Below are 14,976 nucleotides of genomic sequence, written 5' to 3' on the forward strand. Positions count from 1 at the left end.
GAAGGAACGGCCCGCCCCGGACAGGACGGACCGTTCACCACGAACCGAACGACGGACGCGTCGGTCAGGCCTCCGCGCCACCGCGGACGGCGGCGGACCCCTCGGCCGGGTTCGTCGAGTTGACGATGGCGCTGGCCACCTCACGCATGGTGAGGCGCTTGTCCATCGAGGTCTTCTGGATCCAGCGGAACGCCTCGGGCTCGGTCATGCCGAACTTCGACTGGAGCAGGCCCTTGGCCCGGTCGACGAGCTTGCGCGTCTCGAACCGGTCGGACAGGTCCGCGACCTCGGCCTCGAGGGCGGCGATCTCCTGGTGCCGGCTCACGGCGATCTCGAGCGCGGGGAGCAGGTCGGCCGACGTGAAGGGCTTGACGACGTACGCCATCGCGCCCGCGTCCCGGGCCCGCTCGACGAGCTCGCGCTGCGAGAAGGCCGTGAGGAGCACGACGGGGGCGATCCGGCCGCCGGCGATCCGCTCGGCCGCCGAGATGCCGTCGAGGACGGGCATCTTGATGTCCATGACGACGAGGTCCGGCCGGTGCTCCTCCGCGAGGCGCACCGCCTCCTCGCCGTCGCCGGCCTCGCCGACGACGTCGTAGCCGGCCTCCCTGAGCATCTCGACGATGTCGAGCCTGATCAGGGCCTCGTCCTCGGCCACGACCACGCGGCGCGCGGCGACGGTCCCGTTCTCACCTGTGGTCACGGCGCAAGCCTAGGCCCTCCGGGTTGCAGGGACGTGTCGTGGCGCCCGGGGTGGCGCAGGTGACACCCGACCGGGTGATCCGGTGCTCGGCTAGAGTCGGTGCAGCGCCGGGTTGGTGGAACGGCAGACACAGCGCACTCAAACTGCGCCGCCGAGAGGCATGCGGGTTCGAGTCCCGCACCCGGCACGGACGGCAGCGGCCGGCGCCCCGAGGGGTGCCGGCCGCCGCTGCGCCTGGGGTCGCTCAGGCGTCGGGGTTCGTCGTCGCGTTCCCGATGCCGTGGACGCGCAGCGTGTTCAGCGAGCCGGGCACCCCGGGCGGGGAGCCGGCGACGATGACGACCTGGTCGCCGAGCCGGCCGCGCCCGCTCGTGAGGAGGGCCTCGTCGACCTGCCCGACCATGTCGTCGGTGTGCGCCACCTCGTCGACGAGGAACGTCTCCACGCCCCAGGTCAGGGCGAGCTGGGAGCGCACCTCGGGGCGGGGCGTGAACGCGAGCAGCGGGATCGGCGAGCGCAGCCGCGCCATCCGCTTGGCGGAGTCGCCGCTCGTCGTGAACGCGCAGAGGAACGCGACGTCGAGCAGCTCGCCGACGGTCGCCGCCGCGTACGTCACGGCGCCGCCCTTCGTCGAGGGCCGGGTGCCGAGCGGCGAGATCCGGTCGAGCCCCTGCTCCTCGGTGACGCTGATGATGCGGGCCATCGTCTGGACCGCCTCGAGCGCGTACTTCCCGACGCTCGTCTCGCCGGAGAGCATGATCGCGTCCGCACCGTCGAGGACGGCGTTCGCGCAGTCCGACGCCTCGGCGCGGGTCGGGCGCGGCAGCGAGATCATCGAGTCGAGCACCTGGGTGGCGACGATGACCGGCTTGGCGGCGCGGCGGGCGAGCTCGACGGCCCGCTTCTGCACCATGGGGACCTGCTCGAGCGGCAGCTCGACGCCGAGGTCGCCGCGGGCGACCATGATGCCGTCGAACGCGCGGACGATCTCCTCGAGGTTGTCCACCGCCTGCGGCTTCTCGACCTTGGCGATGACGGGCAGCCGGTGGCCGACCTCGTCCATGATCTTGTGGACGACCTCGATGTCCGCGGCGCTGCGGACGAACGAGAGCGCGATCATGTCCGCGCCGATGGACAGCGCCCAGCGCAGGTCGGCCTCGTCCTTCTCGGACATCGCCGGCACGCTCACGGCGACGCCGGGCAGGTTGAGGCCCTTGTTGTTGGAGACCGTGCCGCCGATCTCGACCGTCGTGACGACCCGGGGGCCGTCGACGGACTTGACCCGCAGCGCCACCTTGCCGTCGTCGACGAGGATGATGTCGCCGGCCGAGACGTCACCGGGCAGGCCCTTGTACGTCGTCCCGACGAGGTTCCGGTCCCCCGGGACGTCCTCGGTCGTGATCGTGAGGACGTGCCCCTCGGGCAGGTCGTGCGGGCCGTCGGCGAACCGGCCGAGCCGGATCTTCGGGCCCTGCAGGTCGACGAGCACCCCCACGGCGCGGTGGGTCTCGTCGCTCGCCGCCCGCACCTCGTCGTAGCGCTTCTGGTGCTCCTCGTACGAGCCGTGGCTGAGGTTGAGCCGGGCGACGTCCATCCCGGCACGGACGAACTCGGCGACCCGGCCGTCGACGGACGGGCCGAGCGTGCAGACGATCTTGGCGCGACGCATGCGTGGCGTTCCTCGGAGGTCGTTGTGGACGCCGTGCGGCCGATCCGGGCCGCACGGTGCTGCCTGGCGCCGCCTTCGCCGCCGGCGGGGATCTGGTCGGACCTGCGGTCAGACGGTCAGCGGCCTCGCCGTCGGAGGGATGGGCGCAGGAAGAACGCTACTCCCCGTGAGCCAGCGGTCGACCGAAGCCGCGCACGAGCGGCCCTCGGCGATCGCCCAGACGATGAGCGACTGGCCGCGGCCGGCGTCCCCGGCGACGAAGACGCCGGGGACCGACGACATGTACGCGGCGTCCCGGGAGATGTTCCCGCGCGGGTCGAGCGCGACGTCGAGCTGCTCGACGAGCGCACCCTTCTCCGGCCCGACGAAGCCCATCGCGAGCAGCACGAGCTGCGCCGGGATCGTCCGGACCGAGCCTTCGACGGGCTGGAACCGGCCGTCGACGAGCTCGACCTCGACGAGCTCGAGCCCGGCCACGGCGCCGTCCTCGTCGCCGACGAAGCGCTGGGTGCTCACGGCGTAGACCCGGTCGCCGCCCTCCTCGTGGGCGGAGGTCACCTTGTAGGTCATCGGGTACGTCGGCCAGGGCTGGCCGGCGGGCCGCTCCTCGGTCGGGCGGGGCATGATCTCGAGCTGGGTCACCGAGCGCGCACCGTGCCGCAGCGACGTGCCGAGGCAGTCCGCGCCGGTGTCGCCGCCGCCGATGATGACGACGTCCTTGCCCTCGGCCGTGACCTGGCCCTCGACCGCCTCACCGACGGCGACCCGGTTCGCGGGCGGCAGGAACTCCATCGCCTGCATGATCCCGGTGAGCTCGCGCCCGGGGACAGGCAGGTCGCGCCAGGCGGTGGCCCCGACGGCGAGGACGACGGCGTCGTACCGCTCCCGCAGCGCCTGGCCGGTGAGCTGGCCGCCGACGTCGACCCCCGGGCGGAACCGGGTGCCCTCGGCCTCCATCTGCGCGAGCCGCCGGTCGAGGACGCTCTTCTCCATCTTGAACTCGGGGATGCCGTACCGCAGCAGACCGCCGACCCGGTCGGCCCGTTCGTACACCGCGACGGTGTGGCCGGCCCGGGTGAGCTGCTGCGCGGCGGCCAGGCCCGCGGGGCCGGAGCCGACGACGGCGACGGTCTTGCCGGACAGCCGCTCCGGCGGCTTGGGCTCGACCCAGCCGCGCTCGAACGCCTCCTCGATGACCGTGACCTCGACCTGCTTGATCGTCACCGGCGGCTGGTTGATCCCCAGCACGCAGGCGGTCTCGCACGGCGCGGGGCACAGCCGCCCGGTGAACTCGGGGAAGTTGTTCGTCGCGTGCAGCCGCTCGATCGCCTCCCGCCAGTCACCGCGCCAGGCGAGGTCGTTCCACTCGGGGATGAGGTTCCCGAGCGGGCAGCCGCTGTGGCAGAACGGGATCCCGCAGTCCATGCAGCGGCCGGCCTGCCGGCGCAGCACCGTGCGGTCGGTGTCCTCGTAGACCTCGCGCCAGTCCTGGATCCGGACCGGGACGGGGCGCCGCGGCGGCAGCTCGCGGTCGCGGACGGTGAGGAAGCCCTTGGGGTCAGCCATCAGTTCGTCTCCATGATCCGGCTCCAGACGACGTCGGACTCGAGGTCGAGCCCTTCGGCGACCGCCTGCTTGCGCACGCCGACGACCCGCGCGTAGTCGCGCGGCATGACCTTCGTGAAGCGGGGCACCGCGGCCGGCCAGTCCTGCAGGAGCCGCCACGCCACCGCGGACTCGGTCTCCTCCCGGTGCCGGCGCACGATCGACTGGAGGACCTCGGCGTCCTCGTCGTCGAGCGGCAGGAGGTCGACGAGCTCGGTGTTGACGCGCGTCGTCCGCAGGTCGAGCACGTACGCCTCGCCGCCGGACATGCCGGCCGCGAAGTTGCGGCCGGTGCGGCCGAGGACGACGACCGTGCCGCCCGTCATGTACTCGCAACCGTGGTCGCCGACGCCCTCGACGACGGCGGTCGCCCCGGAGTTGCGGACGCAGAACCGCTCGCCGACCTGCCCGCGCAGGTAGATCTCGCCGCTCGTGGCGCCGTAGCCGATGACGTTGCCGGCGATGATGTTGTGCTCCGCGGCGAACGCGGCCGACCGGTCGGGGCGCACGACGATCCGGCCGCCGGACAGGCCCTTGCCGACGTAGTCGTTCGCGTCGCCGAACAGCCGCAGGGTCACGCCGCGCGGCACGAACGCGCCGAACGACTGCCCGGCGGAGCCGGTGAGCGTCACGTCGATCGTGTCGTCCGGAAGGCCGTCGCCGCCCCAGCGCTTCGTCACCTCGTGGCCGAGCATCGCGCCGACCGTCCGGTTGACGTTGCGGACCGGCAGGGTGACCCGGACCGGCTCGCGCCGCTCGAGCGCGTCGGCCGACAGCTCGACGAGCGTGTGGTCGAGCGCCTTCTCCAGGCCGTGGTCCTGCACGGTGACGCAGCGCCGCGGGGTGTCCGCGGGCACGTCCGGCGTCGCGAGGATCTTCGTGAGGTCGAGCCCGGACGCCTTCCAGTGCTCGACGGCCGCGGCCGTGTCGAGCGCCTCGGCGTGGCCGATCGCCTCGTCGAGGCTGCGGAAGCCGAGCTCGGCGAGGTACTCGCGGACCTCGGTCGCGATGTACTCGAAGAACGTCACGACGAACTCGGGCTTCCCGGAGAACCGGGCGCGCAGCTCGGGGTTCTGCGTCGCGACGCCGACCGGGCAGGTGTCGAGGTGGCAGACCCGCATCATGATGCAGCCGGACACGACGAGCGGCGCGGTCGCGAAGCCGAACTCCTCGGCGCCGAGGAGCGCGGCCACGACGACGTCGCGGCCGGTCTTCAGCTGGCCGTCGGTCTGGACGACGATCCGGTCGCGCAGGCCGTTGAGCACGAGCGTCTGCTGGGTCTCGGCGAGGCCGAGCTCCCACGGGGCGCCGGCGTGCTTGAGCGACGTCAGCGGGCTGGCGCCGGTGCCGCCGTCGTGGCCGGAGATGAGGACGACGTCCGCGTGCGCCTTGCTGACGCCCGCCGCGACCGTCCCGACGCCGACCTCGGAGACGAGCTTGACGTGGATCCGCGCACCCGGGTTGGAGTTCTTCAGGTCGTGGATGAGCTGGGCGAGGTCCTCGATCGAGTAGATGTCGTGGTGCGGCGGCGGCGAGATGAGACCGACGCCCGGCGTCGAGTGCCTGGTCCGTGCGACCCACGGGTAGACCTTGTGGCCGGGCAGCTGGCCGCCCTCGCCGGGCTTGGCGCCCTGCGCCATCTTGATCTGGATGTCGTCGGAGTGCGTGAGGTACAGGCTCGTCACGCCGAACCGCCCCGACGCGACCTGCTTGATCGAGCTGCGCCGCGCCGGGTCGAGGAGCCGCTCGGGGTCCTCGCCGCCCTCGCCCGTGTTCGACTTGGCGCCGATCGAGTTCATCGCGATGGCGAGGGTCTCGTGCGCCTCCATCGAGATGGAGCCGTAGGACATCGCCCCGGTCGAGAAGCGCTTCATGATCGCCTCGATCGGCTCGACCTCGTCGAGCGGGACCGGCGGGCGCTGGCCCTCCTTGAACCGGAAGAGCCCGCGCAGGGTCATGAGCCGGGCCGACTGCTCGTCGACCTTCGACGTGTACTCCTTGAAGACGTCGAAGCGCCGGGAGCGGGTCGAGTGCTGCAGCCGGAAGACCGTGTCGGGGTCGAACAGGTGCGGCTCGCCCTCGCGGCGCCACTGGTACTCGCCGCCGACCTCGAGCCGGCGGTGCGGGTCCCGGATGCCGTCGGCGGGGTACGCCTTCGCGTGCCGCCGGGCGACCTCGTCGGCGATGACGTCGAGGCCGATGCCGCCGAGCTGCGACGTCGTCCCGGTGAAGTACCGGTCGACGAGCTCGGTGCCGAGGCCGATGGCCTCGAAGACCTGGGCGCCGCGGTAGGACGCGACCGTCGAGATCCCCATCTTGCTCATGACCTTGAGCACGCCCTTGCCGAGCGCCTTGATGAGGTTCGCGACCGCCTTCTCCGGCGAGACGCCGGTGATGTCGCCGCGCCGGACGAGGTTCTCGACGCTCTCCATCGCGAGGTACGGGTTGACCGCGGCGGCGCCGTAGCCGATGAGCAGCGCGACGTGGTGCACCTCGCGGACGTCACCGGCCTCGACGATGAGCCCGACCTGGGTGCGGGTCTTCTCCCGGATGAGGTGGTGGTGGACCGCGCTCGTCAGGAGCAGCGACGGGATCGGCGCGAGGTCGGCCGTCGAGTCGCGGTCGGACAGGACGACGAACTTCGCGCCCTGCTCGATCGCGGCGGAGACCTCGGTGAAGATCTCCTCGATCCGCTCGCGCAGGGCCGCTCCCCCGCCGTCGACCTTGTACAGGCCCTTGACGGTGACCGTCGCGTAGCCCGGCAGGTCGCCGTCCTTGTTGATGTGCACGAGCCGCGCGAGCTCGTCGTTGTCGATGACCGGGAACGGCAGCACGACCTGGCGGCAGTGCGCCGGGCTCGCCGAGAGCAGGTTGCCCTCCGGGCCGATCGCCGTCCCGAGCGCCGTGACGAGCTCCTCGCGGATGGCGTCCAGCGGCGGGTTCGTCACCTGCGCGAAGAGCTGGGTGAAGTAGTCGAAGAGCAGCCGCGGCCGGTTCGAGAGCACCGCGATCGGGGTGTCGGTGCCCATCGAGCCGATCGGCTCGGCACCGGCGCGGGCCATCGGCGCGACGAGGAGCCGCAGCTCCTCCTCGGTGTAGCCGAACGTCTGCTGGCGCCGCGTCACCGAGGCGTGCGTGTGGACGACGTGCTCGCGCTCGGGGAGGTCCTTGAGGAAGATCCGCCCCGCGTGCAGCCACTCGTCGTACGGGTGCTGGCCGGCGAGGTCGGCCTTGATCTCCTCGTCGTCGACGATCCGGCCGTGCTCGGTGTCGACGAGGAACATCCGGCCCGGCTGGAGCCGGCCCTTCTTGACGACGGTCGACGGGTCGATGTCGAGGACGCCGACCTCGCTCGCCATGACGACGAGGCCGTCCTCGGTGACCCAGTACCGCGAGGGACGCAGGCCGTTGCGGTCGAGCACGGCCCCGATGAGCGTGCCGTCGGTGAACGCGACGCAGGCCGGGCCGTCCCACGGCTCCATGAACATCGAGTGGAACTCGTAGAACGCGCGCCGGGCCGGGTCCATCTCGGCGTGGTTCTCCCACGCCTCGGGGATCATCATGAGGACGGCGTGCGGCAGCGACCGGCCCGCGAGGTGGAGCAGCTCGAGGACCTCGTCGAAGCTCGCCGAGTCGCTCGCGTCGGCCGCGCAGATCGGGAAGAGCCGCTCGAGGTCGCCGGGGATGACGTCGGAGACGAGCTGGCTCTCCCGGGCGCGCATCCAGTTGCGGTTGCCCTTGACCGTGTTGATCTCGCCGTTGTGGGCGATGAGCCGGAACGGGTGGGCCAGCGGCCACGACGGGAAGGTGTTCGTGGAGAACCGGGAGTGGACGACGGCGAGCTCGGTCGCGAACCGGCGGTCCGACAGGTCGGGGAAGAACGGCTCGAGCTGGCCGGTCGTGAGCATGCCCTTGTAGACGAGCGTGCGCGACGACATCGAGGGGAAGTAGACGCCCGCCTCGTGCTCGGCGCGCTTGCGCAGGCAGAACGCCATCCGCTCCAGGGCCATCCCGACGACGCGCCCGCGGGAGGACTCGACGAACAGCTGCCGGAAGCGGGGCTGGACCGAGCGCGCGGTGGCGCCGACGAGGCCGGCGGTCGTCGGGACCTCGCGCCAGCCCAGGACGCGCAGGCCCTCGTCGGCGGCGATCGCCTCGATCGACGCGACGGCCTGCGCCTCGGCGTCGTCCTCGTCGGGGAGGAACGCGATCCCGACGGCGTAGGAGCCCCGCGGGGGGAGCTCGAAGTCCACGACGCCGCGCAGGAAGGCGTCGGGCACCTGGGTGAGGATGCCGGCGCCGTCGCCGGTGTCGACCTCGGCGCCGACGGCGCCCCGGTGCTCGAGGTTGCGCAGCGCGGTGAGCGCCTTCTCGACGATGTCGTGGCCGGGCTCGCCGCGCATCGTCGCGACGAACGCGACGCCGCAGGCGTCGTGCTCGTGTGCGCCGTCGTAGAGGCCGGAGGCCTCGGGCTGGGCGGAGAACCGGCGGAAGGGCGTCAGCATGCGTCCACCTCGTCGTCGATCGTCCCGAGCGGCGGCGAGGGCCTCGCCCGTCTCGGATGCGGCTGTGCTGCGGCGGTCGTCCGGGCGGCGGGCAGGGGGTGTGTCGTCACCGTGCACGGCGGTCCCGGAACGGTCCGGTCGTGGCGCCTGCCGGCGGGAGGAGGGCTCGTGACCCGTCCCGCAGATCGGCGTCACCGACCCGCGTGGGACGTCCATGGCCCTCGTGGAGTGGTCACACTGTAACGGGTGATGGAACCTCTTCGTAACATGCGGAGGCGTCGTCGCCCGACGGATCCGCCACGCTGCGGAACGCGTTCAGTTGATCGCTGAGCGTGATGGCGTGTCGGTCGAGGAGCCATCTGCGGCGGGTGTCCCGTCCGCCTCGTCGTCAACCTCGTCGTCCGCCTCGTCGTCAACCTCGTCGTCCGCCTCGTCGTCCGCCTCGTCGTCCGGTCGCTTCGCCGCGTCCGGCTCCTTCTCGGCGGGCTCGTCCCCGGCGAGGGCGTCCTTGACCTTCGCGTCGGCCGCGTCGGTGTCCGACGTGTCCTTCGCGTCGTCGTCCGTAAGGTCCGCCCGGTCCTTCGCGTCGTCCTTGAGGTCGGACATCAGGTCGGGCTCGTCGGCCGACGGGTCGACGACCGGACGCACGAGCACGCCGTCCCGCCCGGGGTGGCGCCGCGTGACGACGACGAACGCGACGATCGCCCCCACGAGCACGATGATCGACGTCCAGATGTTGATCCGCAGCCCGAGCACCTTCGTGGCCTCGTCGATCCGCAGCGCCTCGATCCAGAGCCGCCCGCTCGTGTAGACCGCGATGTAGAGCGCAAACAGCCGGCCGTGCCCGAGCCGGAAGCGCCGGTCCGCCCAGAGCAGCAGCGCGACCCCGGCGGCGTTCCACAGCGACTCGTAGAGGAACGTCGGGTGGAAGGGCCCGTCCGGGTCGACGATCGGTGCACCCGTCGTGCCGTCGCGCCGCGCCTGCCCGGCGGACTGGTCCCACTCGTAGATCTTCAGGGCCCACGGCAGGTCCGTGGGCCGGCCGAAGAGCTCGTTGTTGAAGTAGTTGCCCCACCGGCCGAGCGCCTGGGCGGCGAGGATGCCGGGCGCGAGCGCGTCGGCGAGCGGCGGGAGGTAGACCCCGCGCCGGCGGGCGCCGATGTAGGCGCCGAGGGCACCGAGCGCGACGGCGCCCCAGATGCCCAGCCCGCCCTGCCAGATGTAGAGCGCCTTGACCGGGCTCCCGCCCTCGCCGAAGTACGGACCGGGCGTCGTGACGACGTGGTAGATCCGGCCGCCGATGATCCCGAACGGCACGGCCCAGGCGGCGATGTCGAGGACGACACCCTCCTCGCCGCCACGGGCCGCGTAGCGCTTCTCCCCCATCCGGACCGCGAGGATGATCCCCGCGATGATGCACAGGGCGTACGCCCGCAGCGGGAACGGCCCGAGGTACCAGACCCCCTGGGTCGGGCTCGGGATGACCGCGTGGAGCGCCGCTCCCGCGGCCGCGGCGGTCACGCCGTGCGGCCTTCGCGGACCCCGGCCGCGAGGTCCGCCGCGAGCGCGCGGAGCGCGTCGAGCCCGGACTCGCGGTCCGGTGCGTCGGCGAGCACCTTGACGAACGCCGAGCCGACGATGACGCCGTCCGCGAACGCGGCCACCTCGGCGGCCTGCGCGCGGTTCGAGACGCCGAGGCCGACGCAGACGGGCAGGTCGGTGACGGCCTTGGTGCGGGCGACGAGCGCCTCCGCGGCGTTCCCGACGGTGCCCCGGGTGCCGGTGACCCCCATCGTCGACGCCGCGTAGACGAAACCGCGGCAGGCCCGGACGGTCGAGACGAGCCGCTCGTCGGTCGACGACGGGGCGACGAGGAAGACCTTGTCGAGGTCGTGCTTGTCGGCGGCGGCGAACCACTCGTCGGCCTCGTCGGGGATGAGGTCCGGCGTGATGAGACCGGCACCGCCCGCGTCGGCGAGGTCGGCGGCGAACCGCTCGACGCCGTACCGGTCGACGAGGTTCCAGTAGGTCATGACGAGCGGGACCGCACCGGCGTCCGCGACGGCGCGGACCGCGAGGAACGCGTCCCGGGGCCGGGCACCGCGCTCGAGCGCCGCCTCGACGGCGTGCTGGATGACCGGACCGTCCATGAGCGGGTCGGAGTACGGGACGCCGACCTCGACGATGTCGGCACCGCCCTCGACGAGGGCGCGGCACGCGGCCACGGAGTCGTCGACGGTCGGGAAGCCGACGGGCAGGTAGGCGACGAGTGCGGCGCGGCCCTCGGCGCGCGCGTCGGCGAGGACGTCGCCGACCCGGGTGTGCGCGCTCACCGGTCGCCCGCCTCGGTGCCCTCGGCCGTCACCGCGGGGGTCTGCTCGGCGTCCGGCACGAGGCCGAACCAGCGGGCGGCGGTGTCGACGTCCTTGTCGCCGCGACCGGACAGGTTCACCAGGACGATGCCGTCCGGGCCGAGGCGCTGCCCCGCCCGCAGCGCGCCCGCGAGGGCGTGGGCGCTCTCGATGGCGGGGATGATGCCCTCGGTGCGGCAGAGCAGGCGGAAGGCCTCCATCGCCTCGGCGTCGGTGACCGGCTCGTAGGTCGCCCGGCCGATCTCGTGGAGCCACGAGTGCTCCGGCCCGACGCCCGGGTAGTCCAGGCCGGCCGAGATCGAGTGGCTCTCGACGGTCTGGCCGTCCTCGTCCTGCAGCACGAAGGTGCGGTTGCCGTGGAGCACGCCGGGCAGGCCGCCGGTGATGGACGACGCGTGCCGGCCGGTGTCGACGCCGTCGCCGCCCGCCTCGAGACCGAGCAGCGCCACGCCCGCGTCGTCGAGGAACGCGTGGAAGATCCCGATCGCGTTGCTGCCGCCGCCGACGCACGCGACGACGACGTCCGGCAGCCGGCCGACGAGGTCGAGCACCTGCTGCCGGGCCTCGACGCCGATGATCCGGTGGAAGTCGCGGACCATCGTCGGGAACGGGTGCGGGCCGGCGACCGTGCCGAGCAGGTAGTGCGTGTCGGCCACGTTCGTGACCCAGTCGCGCATCGCCTCGTTGATGGCGTCCTTGAGGGTCCGCGAGCCCGCGGTGACCGGGATCACCTCGGCGCCGAGGAGCTTCATCCGGGCGACGTTGAGCGACTGCCGGCGGGTGTCCTCCTCGCCCATGTAGATGACGCAGTCGAGGTCGAGCAGGGCGGCCGCGGTGGCCGTGGCGACACCGTGCTGACCGGCCCCGGTCTCGGCGATGACCCGCTTCTTGCCCATCCGCTTCGTGAGGAGCGCCTGGCCGAGCACGTTGTTGATCTTGTGCGAGCCGGTGTGGTTGAGGTCCTCGCGCTTGAGGAGCACCCGGGCGCCGCCCGCGTGCGCGGCGAACCGCTTGGCCTCGGTGAGGATGCTCGGGCGGCCGGAGTAGGTGCGGTGCAGGTGGTCGAGCTCGGCGGTGAACGCCGGGTCGGCCATCGCGGCGGTGAACTCGCGGTCGAGCTCGTCGAGCGCGGCGACGAGCGCCTCCGGGACGAACCGGCCGCCGAAGCGGCCGAAGTACGGGCCGCGGTGGGCCGTCAGGGCCTGCACGGGCAGGTCGGTCGGGGCGCTCACAGGACGTTTCCCTTCGGTCGGGCGGCGGGTCAGCGTGCTGACGCCGCCTGCCTCACTTGCGGACCGCGCGCAGCGCGGGGTGGGCGCCGGCGGCGACGAGGTCGGCCACCGCCGAGCGCGGGTCCTTGCCGGTCACGAGACTCTCACCGACGAGGACGGCGTGCGCGCCGGCCCTCGCGAACTCGAGGACGTCGTGCGGCCCGCGGACGCCGGACTCGGCGATCCGGTAGATCCCGCCGGGGATCGACGGGCAGACCCGGGCGAAGACCTGACGGTCGACCTCGAGGGTCTTGAGGTTGCGGCAGTTCACCCCGATGACCCGGGCGCCGGCGTCGACCGCCCGCTGCACCTCGACCTCGTCGTGGACCTCGACGAGCGCGGTCATCCCGAGCGAGTGGACCCGCTCGACGAGCGAGACGAGGGCCTCCTGCTCGAGCGCCGCGACGATGAGGAGGACGACGTCCGCGCCGTGCGCCCGCGCCTCCCAGACCTGGTAGGCGGAGACGATGAAGTCCTTGCGCAGCACCGGGATGTCGACGGCCGCGCGGACGGCGGCGAGGTCGGCGAGGCTGCCGCCGAAGCGGCGCTCCTCGGTGAGCACGGAGATGACGCTGGCACCGCCGGACTCGTAGTCGGCCGCGAGACCGGCCGGGTCCGCGATCGCCGCGAGGGCCCCCTTGCTCGGGCTCGAGCGCTTGACCTCGGCGATGACCTTGACGGTCTCGCCCTCCCGCAGCACCGACTCGGCGGCGAGCGCCGACGGTCGGGCCGCGGCCATGGCCTGGAGCGACTCGAGGCTCGTGGCGGCCTGACGGCCGACGAGGTCCTCACGGACACCCGCGAGGATGTCGTCGAGCACGGTCACGCGTGGCCCCCTGTCTGAGTGGCGGACGCCTCAGATCGTACCGACCCCGGACGCCTCCCCCGTCCGGGGGCACGGACCGGGGCGGACCGGGGCGGACCGGGCGTCAGGGGGCGAGCCACTCCAGACCAGGCAGGTTGCGCAGCAGCCAGAACCCGAGGATGACCCCGAGCAGCGACCAGACCGCCCAGGGCGGTGCCGCCCACGTCCGGGCGCGGCCCCGGGCGGCGCGCCGGGTCCAGCGCAGCCAGGTCCACAGCAGCAGCGGGACGGCGGCGACGGTGAGCGGGTTGCGGTCGACGGCCGTGAGCAGGTCCAGGTGCGCCATCGCGTGGATCGCCCGCAGCGAGCCGCAGCCGGGGCAGTAGAACCCGGTGACGAACAGGAACGGGCACGTCGGGTAGTGCCCCGCCTGGTTCGGGTCGACGGCCCCGACGTACCCGACGACGGCCGCGGCCAGGGCGGCGGCCGCGGCCGGGCCCGCGAGCCGCCGCACCGCCGACGTCACGGGGCCGTGGAGGCGGTACCGAGCGCGAGCGCGAAGATGCCCACGTAGAAGATCCCGATGAGCACGAGCACGACGGCCTGGACGCCGGCGCTCCAGATCGCGAACTGCTTGGCCTTGCGCGCCGACTCGGTCGCCCCGGCGACGTCGCCCCGCAGCCACTTGTCGTTGACCTGGGCCGCGTACACGATCGAGACGATCCCCAGCGGCAGGCAGCAGAGCACCGTCGACAGGATCGCCCAGACGAGGAAGTTGTCCGGCGGCGGCCCCGCGGGCGCACCGTAGACCGGCTGCGCGGGGTAGCCGCCCGGGTAGGCACCGGGCTGCTGGTAGGCGGGCGGCTGCGCAGGACCGGGTTGGCCGTAGGGCGCGGGCTGGCCGTAGGGCGCCGGGGCACCCGGGTCGGGCTCGGGGGCGGACGGCGGGTACGGGCCGTCAGTACTCATCGGGGTGACCTCTCCGTACAGGATCGGGGGCAGGGGGACGACGACGGAGCCGCAGGCCCGCAAGGGGCCTGCGGACCCGTCGTGCGGAGGTCAGCTACCGGCGCTCAGCGCGGCGATGTTCACGCCGAGGCTGATGACACCGACGATGACGCCGATGATCGTCGCCCACAGGGCGAACTGCTTCGCCTTGCGCGACGACTCCTGCGCACCGGCGACGTCGCCCTGCGCCCACTTGCCGTTGACCTGGGCCGCGAACACGATCGCCGGGATGGCGAGCGGCCAGCAGCAGAAGATCGTGAGGATCGACCAGATCAGGTAGTTCGGCGGCGGCGGGCCGCCGGCGGGCTGCCCCGGGGGCACGGCCCCGTAGGGCGGCGGGGGCGGCGGTGCACCGTATTCGGACATGACTCTCCATCCCGAGTTGAGGCCCTCGTCAGGGCCGATGGCGGATCACGCTAGTGGTCCGCGGACGGCGATCATGGCACCGGGGCGCCGTCCGGGACCGGCGTTTCGCGCCACTCGTCACCGCTGCCGGGGCAGGACGGCGTACCGGCCCCGGCCCCTCACGCACGTGCGACCGGGCCCCGAGGGGCCCGGTCGCGCGTCCGCACGTTGTCGGTCGAGGCGCTCAGCTGCCGGTGAAGACGTTCCCGAGCCCGAGGAAGAGGCCGCCGACGAGCGACAGCGCACCGAGGCCGATCGCGACGAAGCCGACGATCTTCGCGGTCTGGGCGTTGCCCGGCAGGCCCTGCTTCTCGGCCTGCGTCGCCATGACGACCGAGGCGATGCCGAGACCGAGGCCGACGATCGAGCAGCACAGCGCCATGACGATGCCGGCGATGCCGAGGTAGAGCGCCGTCTTGACCTTCGAGTCCGTGGCACCGGCGACCGGGTAGCCGCCGGGCGCACCGGCGTAGGGCGGCGGGGCGCCGTACGGCTGCTGGGGCGCGCCGTACTGCGGCTGCTGCGGGGTCCCGTACTGCGGCGGCTGCGGCGCGCCGTACTGCGGGGGCTGCTGGGGGGCGCCGTACTGCGGCGCGCCGGGGGCCGCCGGCGGCTCCGAGCCGTAGGCCGGCG

At 73.0% G+C, this 14,976-nt stretch carries 12 protein-coding genes and 1 tRNA gene; 1 reads left to right on the top strand and 12 read right to left on the bottom strand.

From position 1 onward, the window contains the following. Nucleotides 1–64: 64 nt before the first annotated feature. Complete coding sequence (locus tag ECOMGDLI_RS27175) at nt 65–703, bottom strand: ANTAR domain-containing response regulator (protein WP_088319968.1); 639 nt, start codon at nt 701–703, stop codon at nt 65–67. Nucleotides 704–809: 106 nt separating this feature from the next. On the opposite strand from ECOMGDLI_RS27175, the gene ECOMGDLI_RS27180 reads away from it, so the two are divergent. Next, nucleotides 810–890 (top strand) — tRNA-Leu (locus tag ECOMGDLI_RS27180). A 57-nt stretch (nt 891–947) separates the two neighbouring features. Here the strand turns inward: ECOMGDLI_RS27180 and pyk are convergent. The 11 genes from pyk to ECOMGDLI_RS34935 all read right to left on the bottom strand — a co-directional run. Further along, nucleotides 948–2,372 carry a pyruvate kinase gene (pyk, locus tag ECOMGDLI_RS27185; protein ID WP_088319969.1) on the bottom strand — a complete coding sequence of 475 codons (1,425 nt, stop codon included), beginning with the start codon at nt 2,370–2,372 and terminating at the stop codon, nt 948–950. A gap of 108 nt (nt 2,373–2,480) precedes the next feature. Beyond that, a complete protein-coding gene (locus tag ECOMGDLI_RS27190) occupies nt 2,481–3,938 on the bottom strand; it encodes a glutamate synthase subunit beta (protein WP_088319970.1) in 1,458 nt (485 codons plus the stop codon). Further along, nucleotides 3,938–8,482, bottom strand: a complete 4,545-nt coding sequence (gltB, locus tag ECOMGDLI_RS27195; protein WP_088319971.1) for a glutamate synthase large subunit — start codon at nt 8,480–8,482, stop codon at nt 3,938–3,940. The genes ECOMGDLI_RS27190 and gltB overlap by 1 nt, the downstream gene beginning before the upstream one ends. A gap of 315 nt (nt 8,483–8,797) precedes the next feature. Beyond that, the gene (gene lgt, locus ECOMGDLI_RS27200; RefSeq protein ID WP_088319972.1) at nt 8,798–10,003 is read right to left on the bottom strand and encodes a prolipoprotein diacylglyceryl transferase; all 1,206 of its coding nucleotides are present in this window, start codon (nt 10,001–10,003) and stop codon (nt 8,798–8,800) included. Then, entirely contained in the window at nt 10,000–10,815 is an 816-nt protein-coding gene (trpA, locus tag ECOMGDLI_RS27205) for a tryptophan synthase subunit alpha (protein ID WP_088319974.1), read from the bottom strand. Before trpA ends, lgt begins: the two co-directional genes overlap by 4 nt. Continuing rightward, nucleotides 10,812–12,086 (bottom strand): tryptophan synthase subunit beta, encoded by a 1,275-nt coding sequence (gene trpB, locus ECOMGDLI_RS27210; RefSeq protein ID WP_233153651.1) that lies wholly within the window; start codon nt 12,084–12,086, stop codon nt 10,812–10,814. The genes trpA and trpB overlap by 4 nt, the downstream gene beginning before the upstream one ends. Nucleotides 12,087–12,138: 52 nt before the next feature. Further along, a complete protein-coding gene (gene trpC, locus ECOMGDLI_RS27215) occupies nt 12,139–12,951 on the bottom strand; it encodes an indole-3-glycerol phosphate synthase TrpC (RefSeq protein ID WP_088319977.1) in 813 nt (270 codons plus the stop codon). 103 nt (nt 12,952–13,054) lie between these two features. Continuing rightward, nucleotides 13,055–13,456, bottom strand: a complete 402-nt coding sequence (locus tag ECOMGDLI_RS27220; protein WP_088319978.1) for a DUF2752 domain-containing protein — start codon at nt 13,454–13,456, stop codon at nt 13,055–13,057. After that, nucleotides 13,453–13,899 (bottom strand): CD225/dispanin family protein, encoded by a 447-nt coding sequence (locus ECOMGDLI_RS27225; protein WP_088319981.1) that lies wholly within the window; start codon nt 13,897–13,899, stop codon nt 13,453–13,455. The genes ECOMGDLI_RS27220 and ECOMGDLI_RS27225 overlap by 4 nt, the downstream gene beginning before the upstream one ends. A gap of 90 nt (nt 13,900–13,989) precedes the next feature. Then, nucleotides 13,990–14,304 (bottom strand): CD225/dispanin family protein, encoded by a 315-nt coding sequence (locus tag ECOMGDLI_RS27230; protein ID WP_088319979.1) that lies wholly within the window; start codon nt 14,302–14,304, stop codon nt 13,990–13,992. Between the two features lie 223 nt (nt 14,305–14,527). Further along, a partial coding sequence (locus ECOMGDLI_RS34935; protein ID WP_088319980.1) for a hypothetical protein occupies nt 14,528–14,976 on the bottom strand: 449 nt, incomplete at its 5' end.

It is taken from the genome of Kineosporia sp. R_H_3 (assembly GCF_002198675.1).
In the GTDB taxonomy this organism is placed as follows: Bacteria; Actinomycetota; Actinomycetes; order Actinomycetales; family Kineosporiaceae; genus R-H-3.

What these genes read in the sequence shown, in the direction of transcription:
- pyk (WP_088319969.1), bottom strand. Translation starts at nt 2,372, where the DNA reads ATGCGTCGCGCCAAGATCGTCTGCACGCTCGGCCCGTCCGTCGACGGC.
- ECOMGDLI_RS27190 (WP_088319970.1), bottom strand. Translation starts at nt 3,938, where the DNA reads ATGGCTGACCCCAAGGGCTTCCTCACCGTCCGCGACCGCGAGCTGCCG.
- gltB (WP_088319971.1), bottom strand. Translation starts at nt 8,482, where the DNA reads ATGCTGACGCCCTTCCGCCGGTTCTCCGCCCAGCCCGAGGCCTCCGGC.
- ECOMGDLI_RS27225 (WP_088319981.1), bottom strand. Translation starts at nt 13,899, where the DNA reads ATGAGTACTGACGGCCCGTACCCGCCGTCCGCCCCCGAGCCCGACCCG.
- ECOMGDLI_RS27230 (WP_088319979.1), bottom strand. Translation starts at nt 14,304, where the DNA reads ATGTCCGAATACGGTGCACCGCCGCCCCCGCCGCCCTACGGGGCCGTG.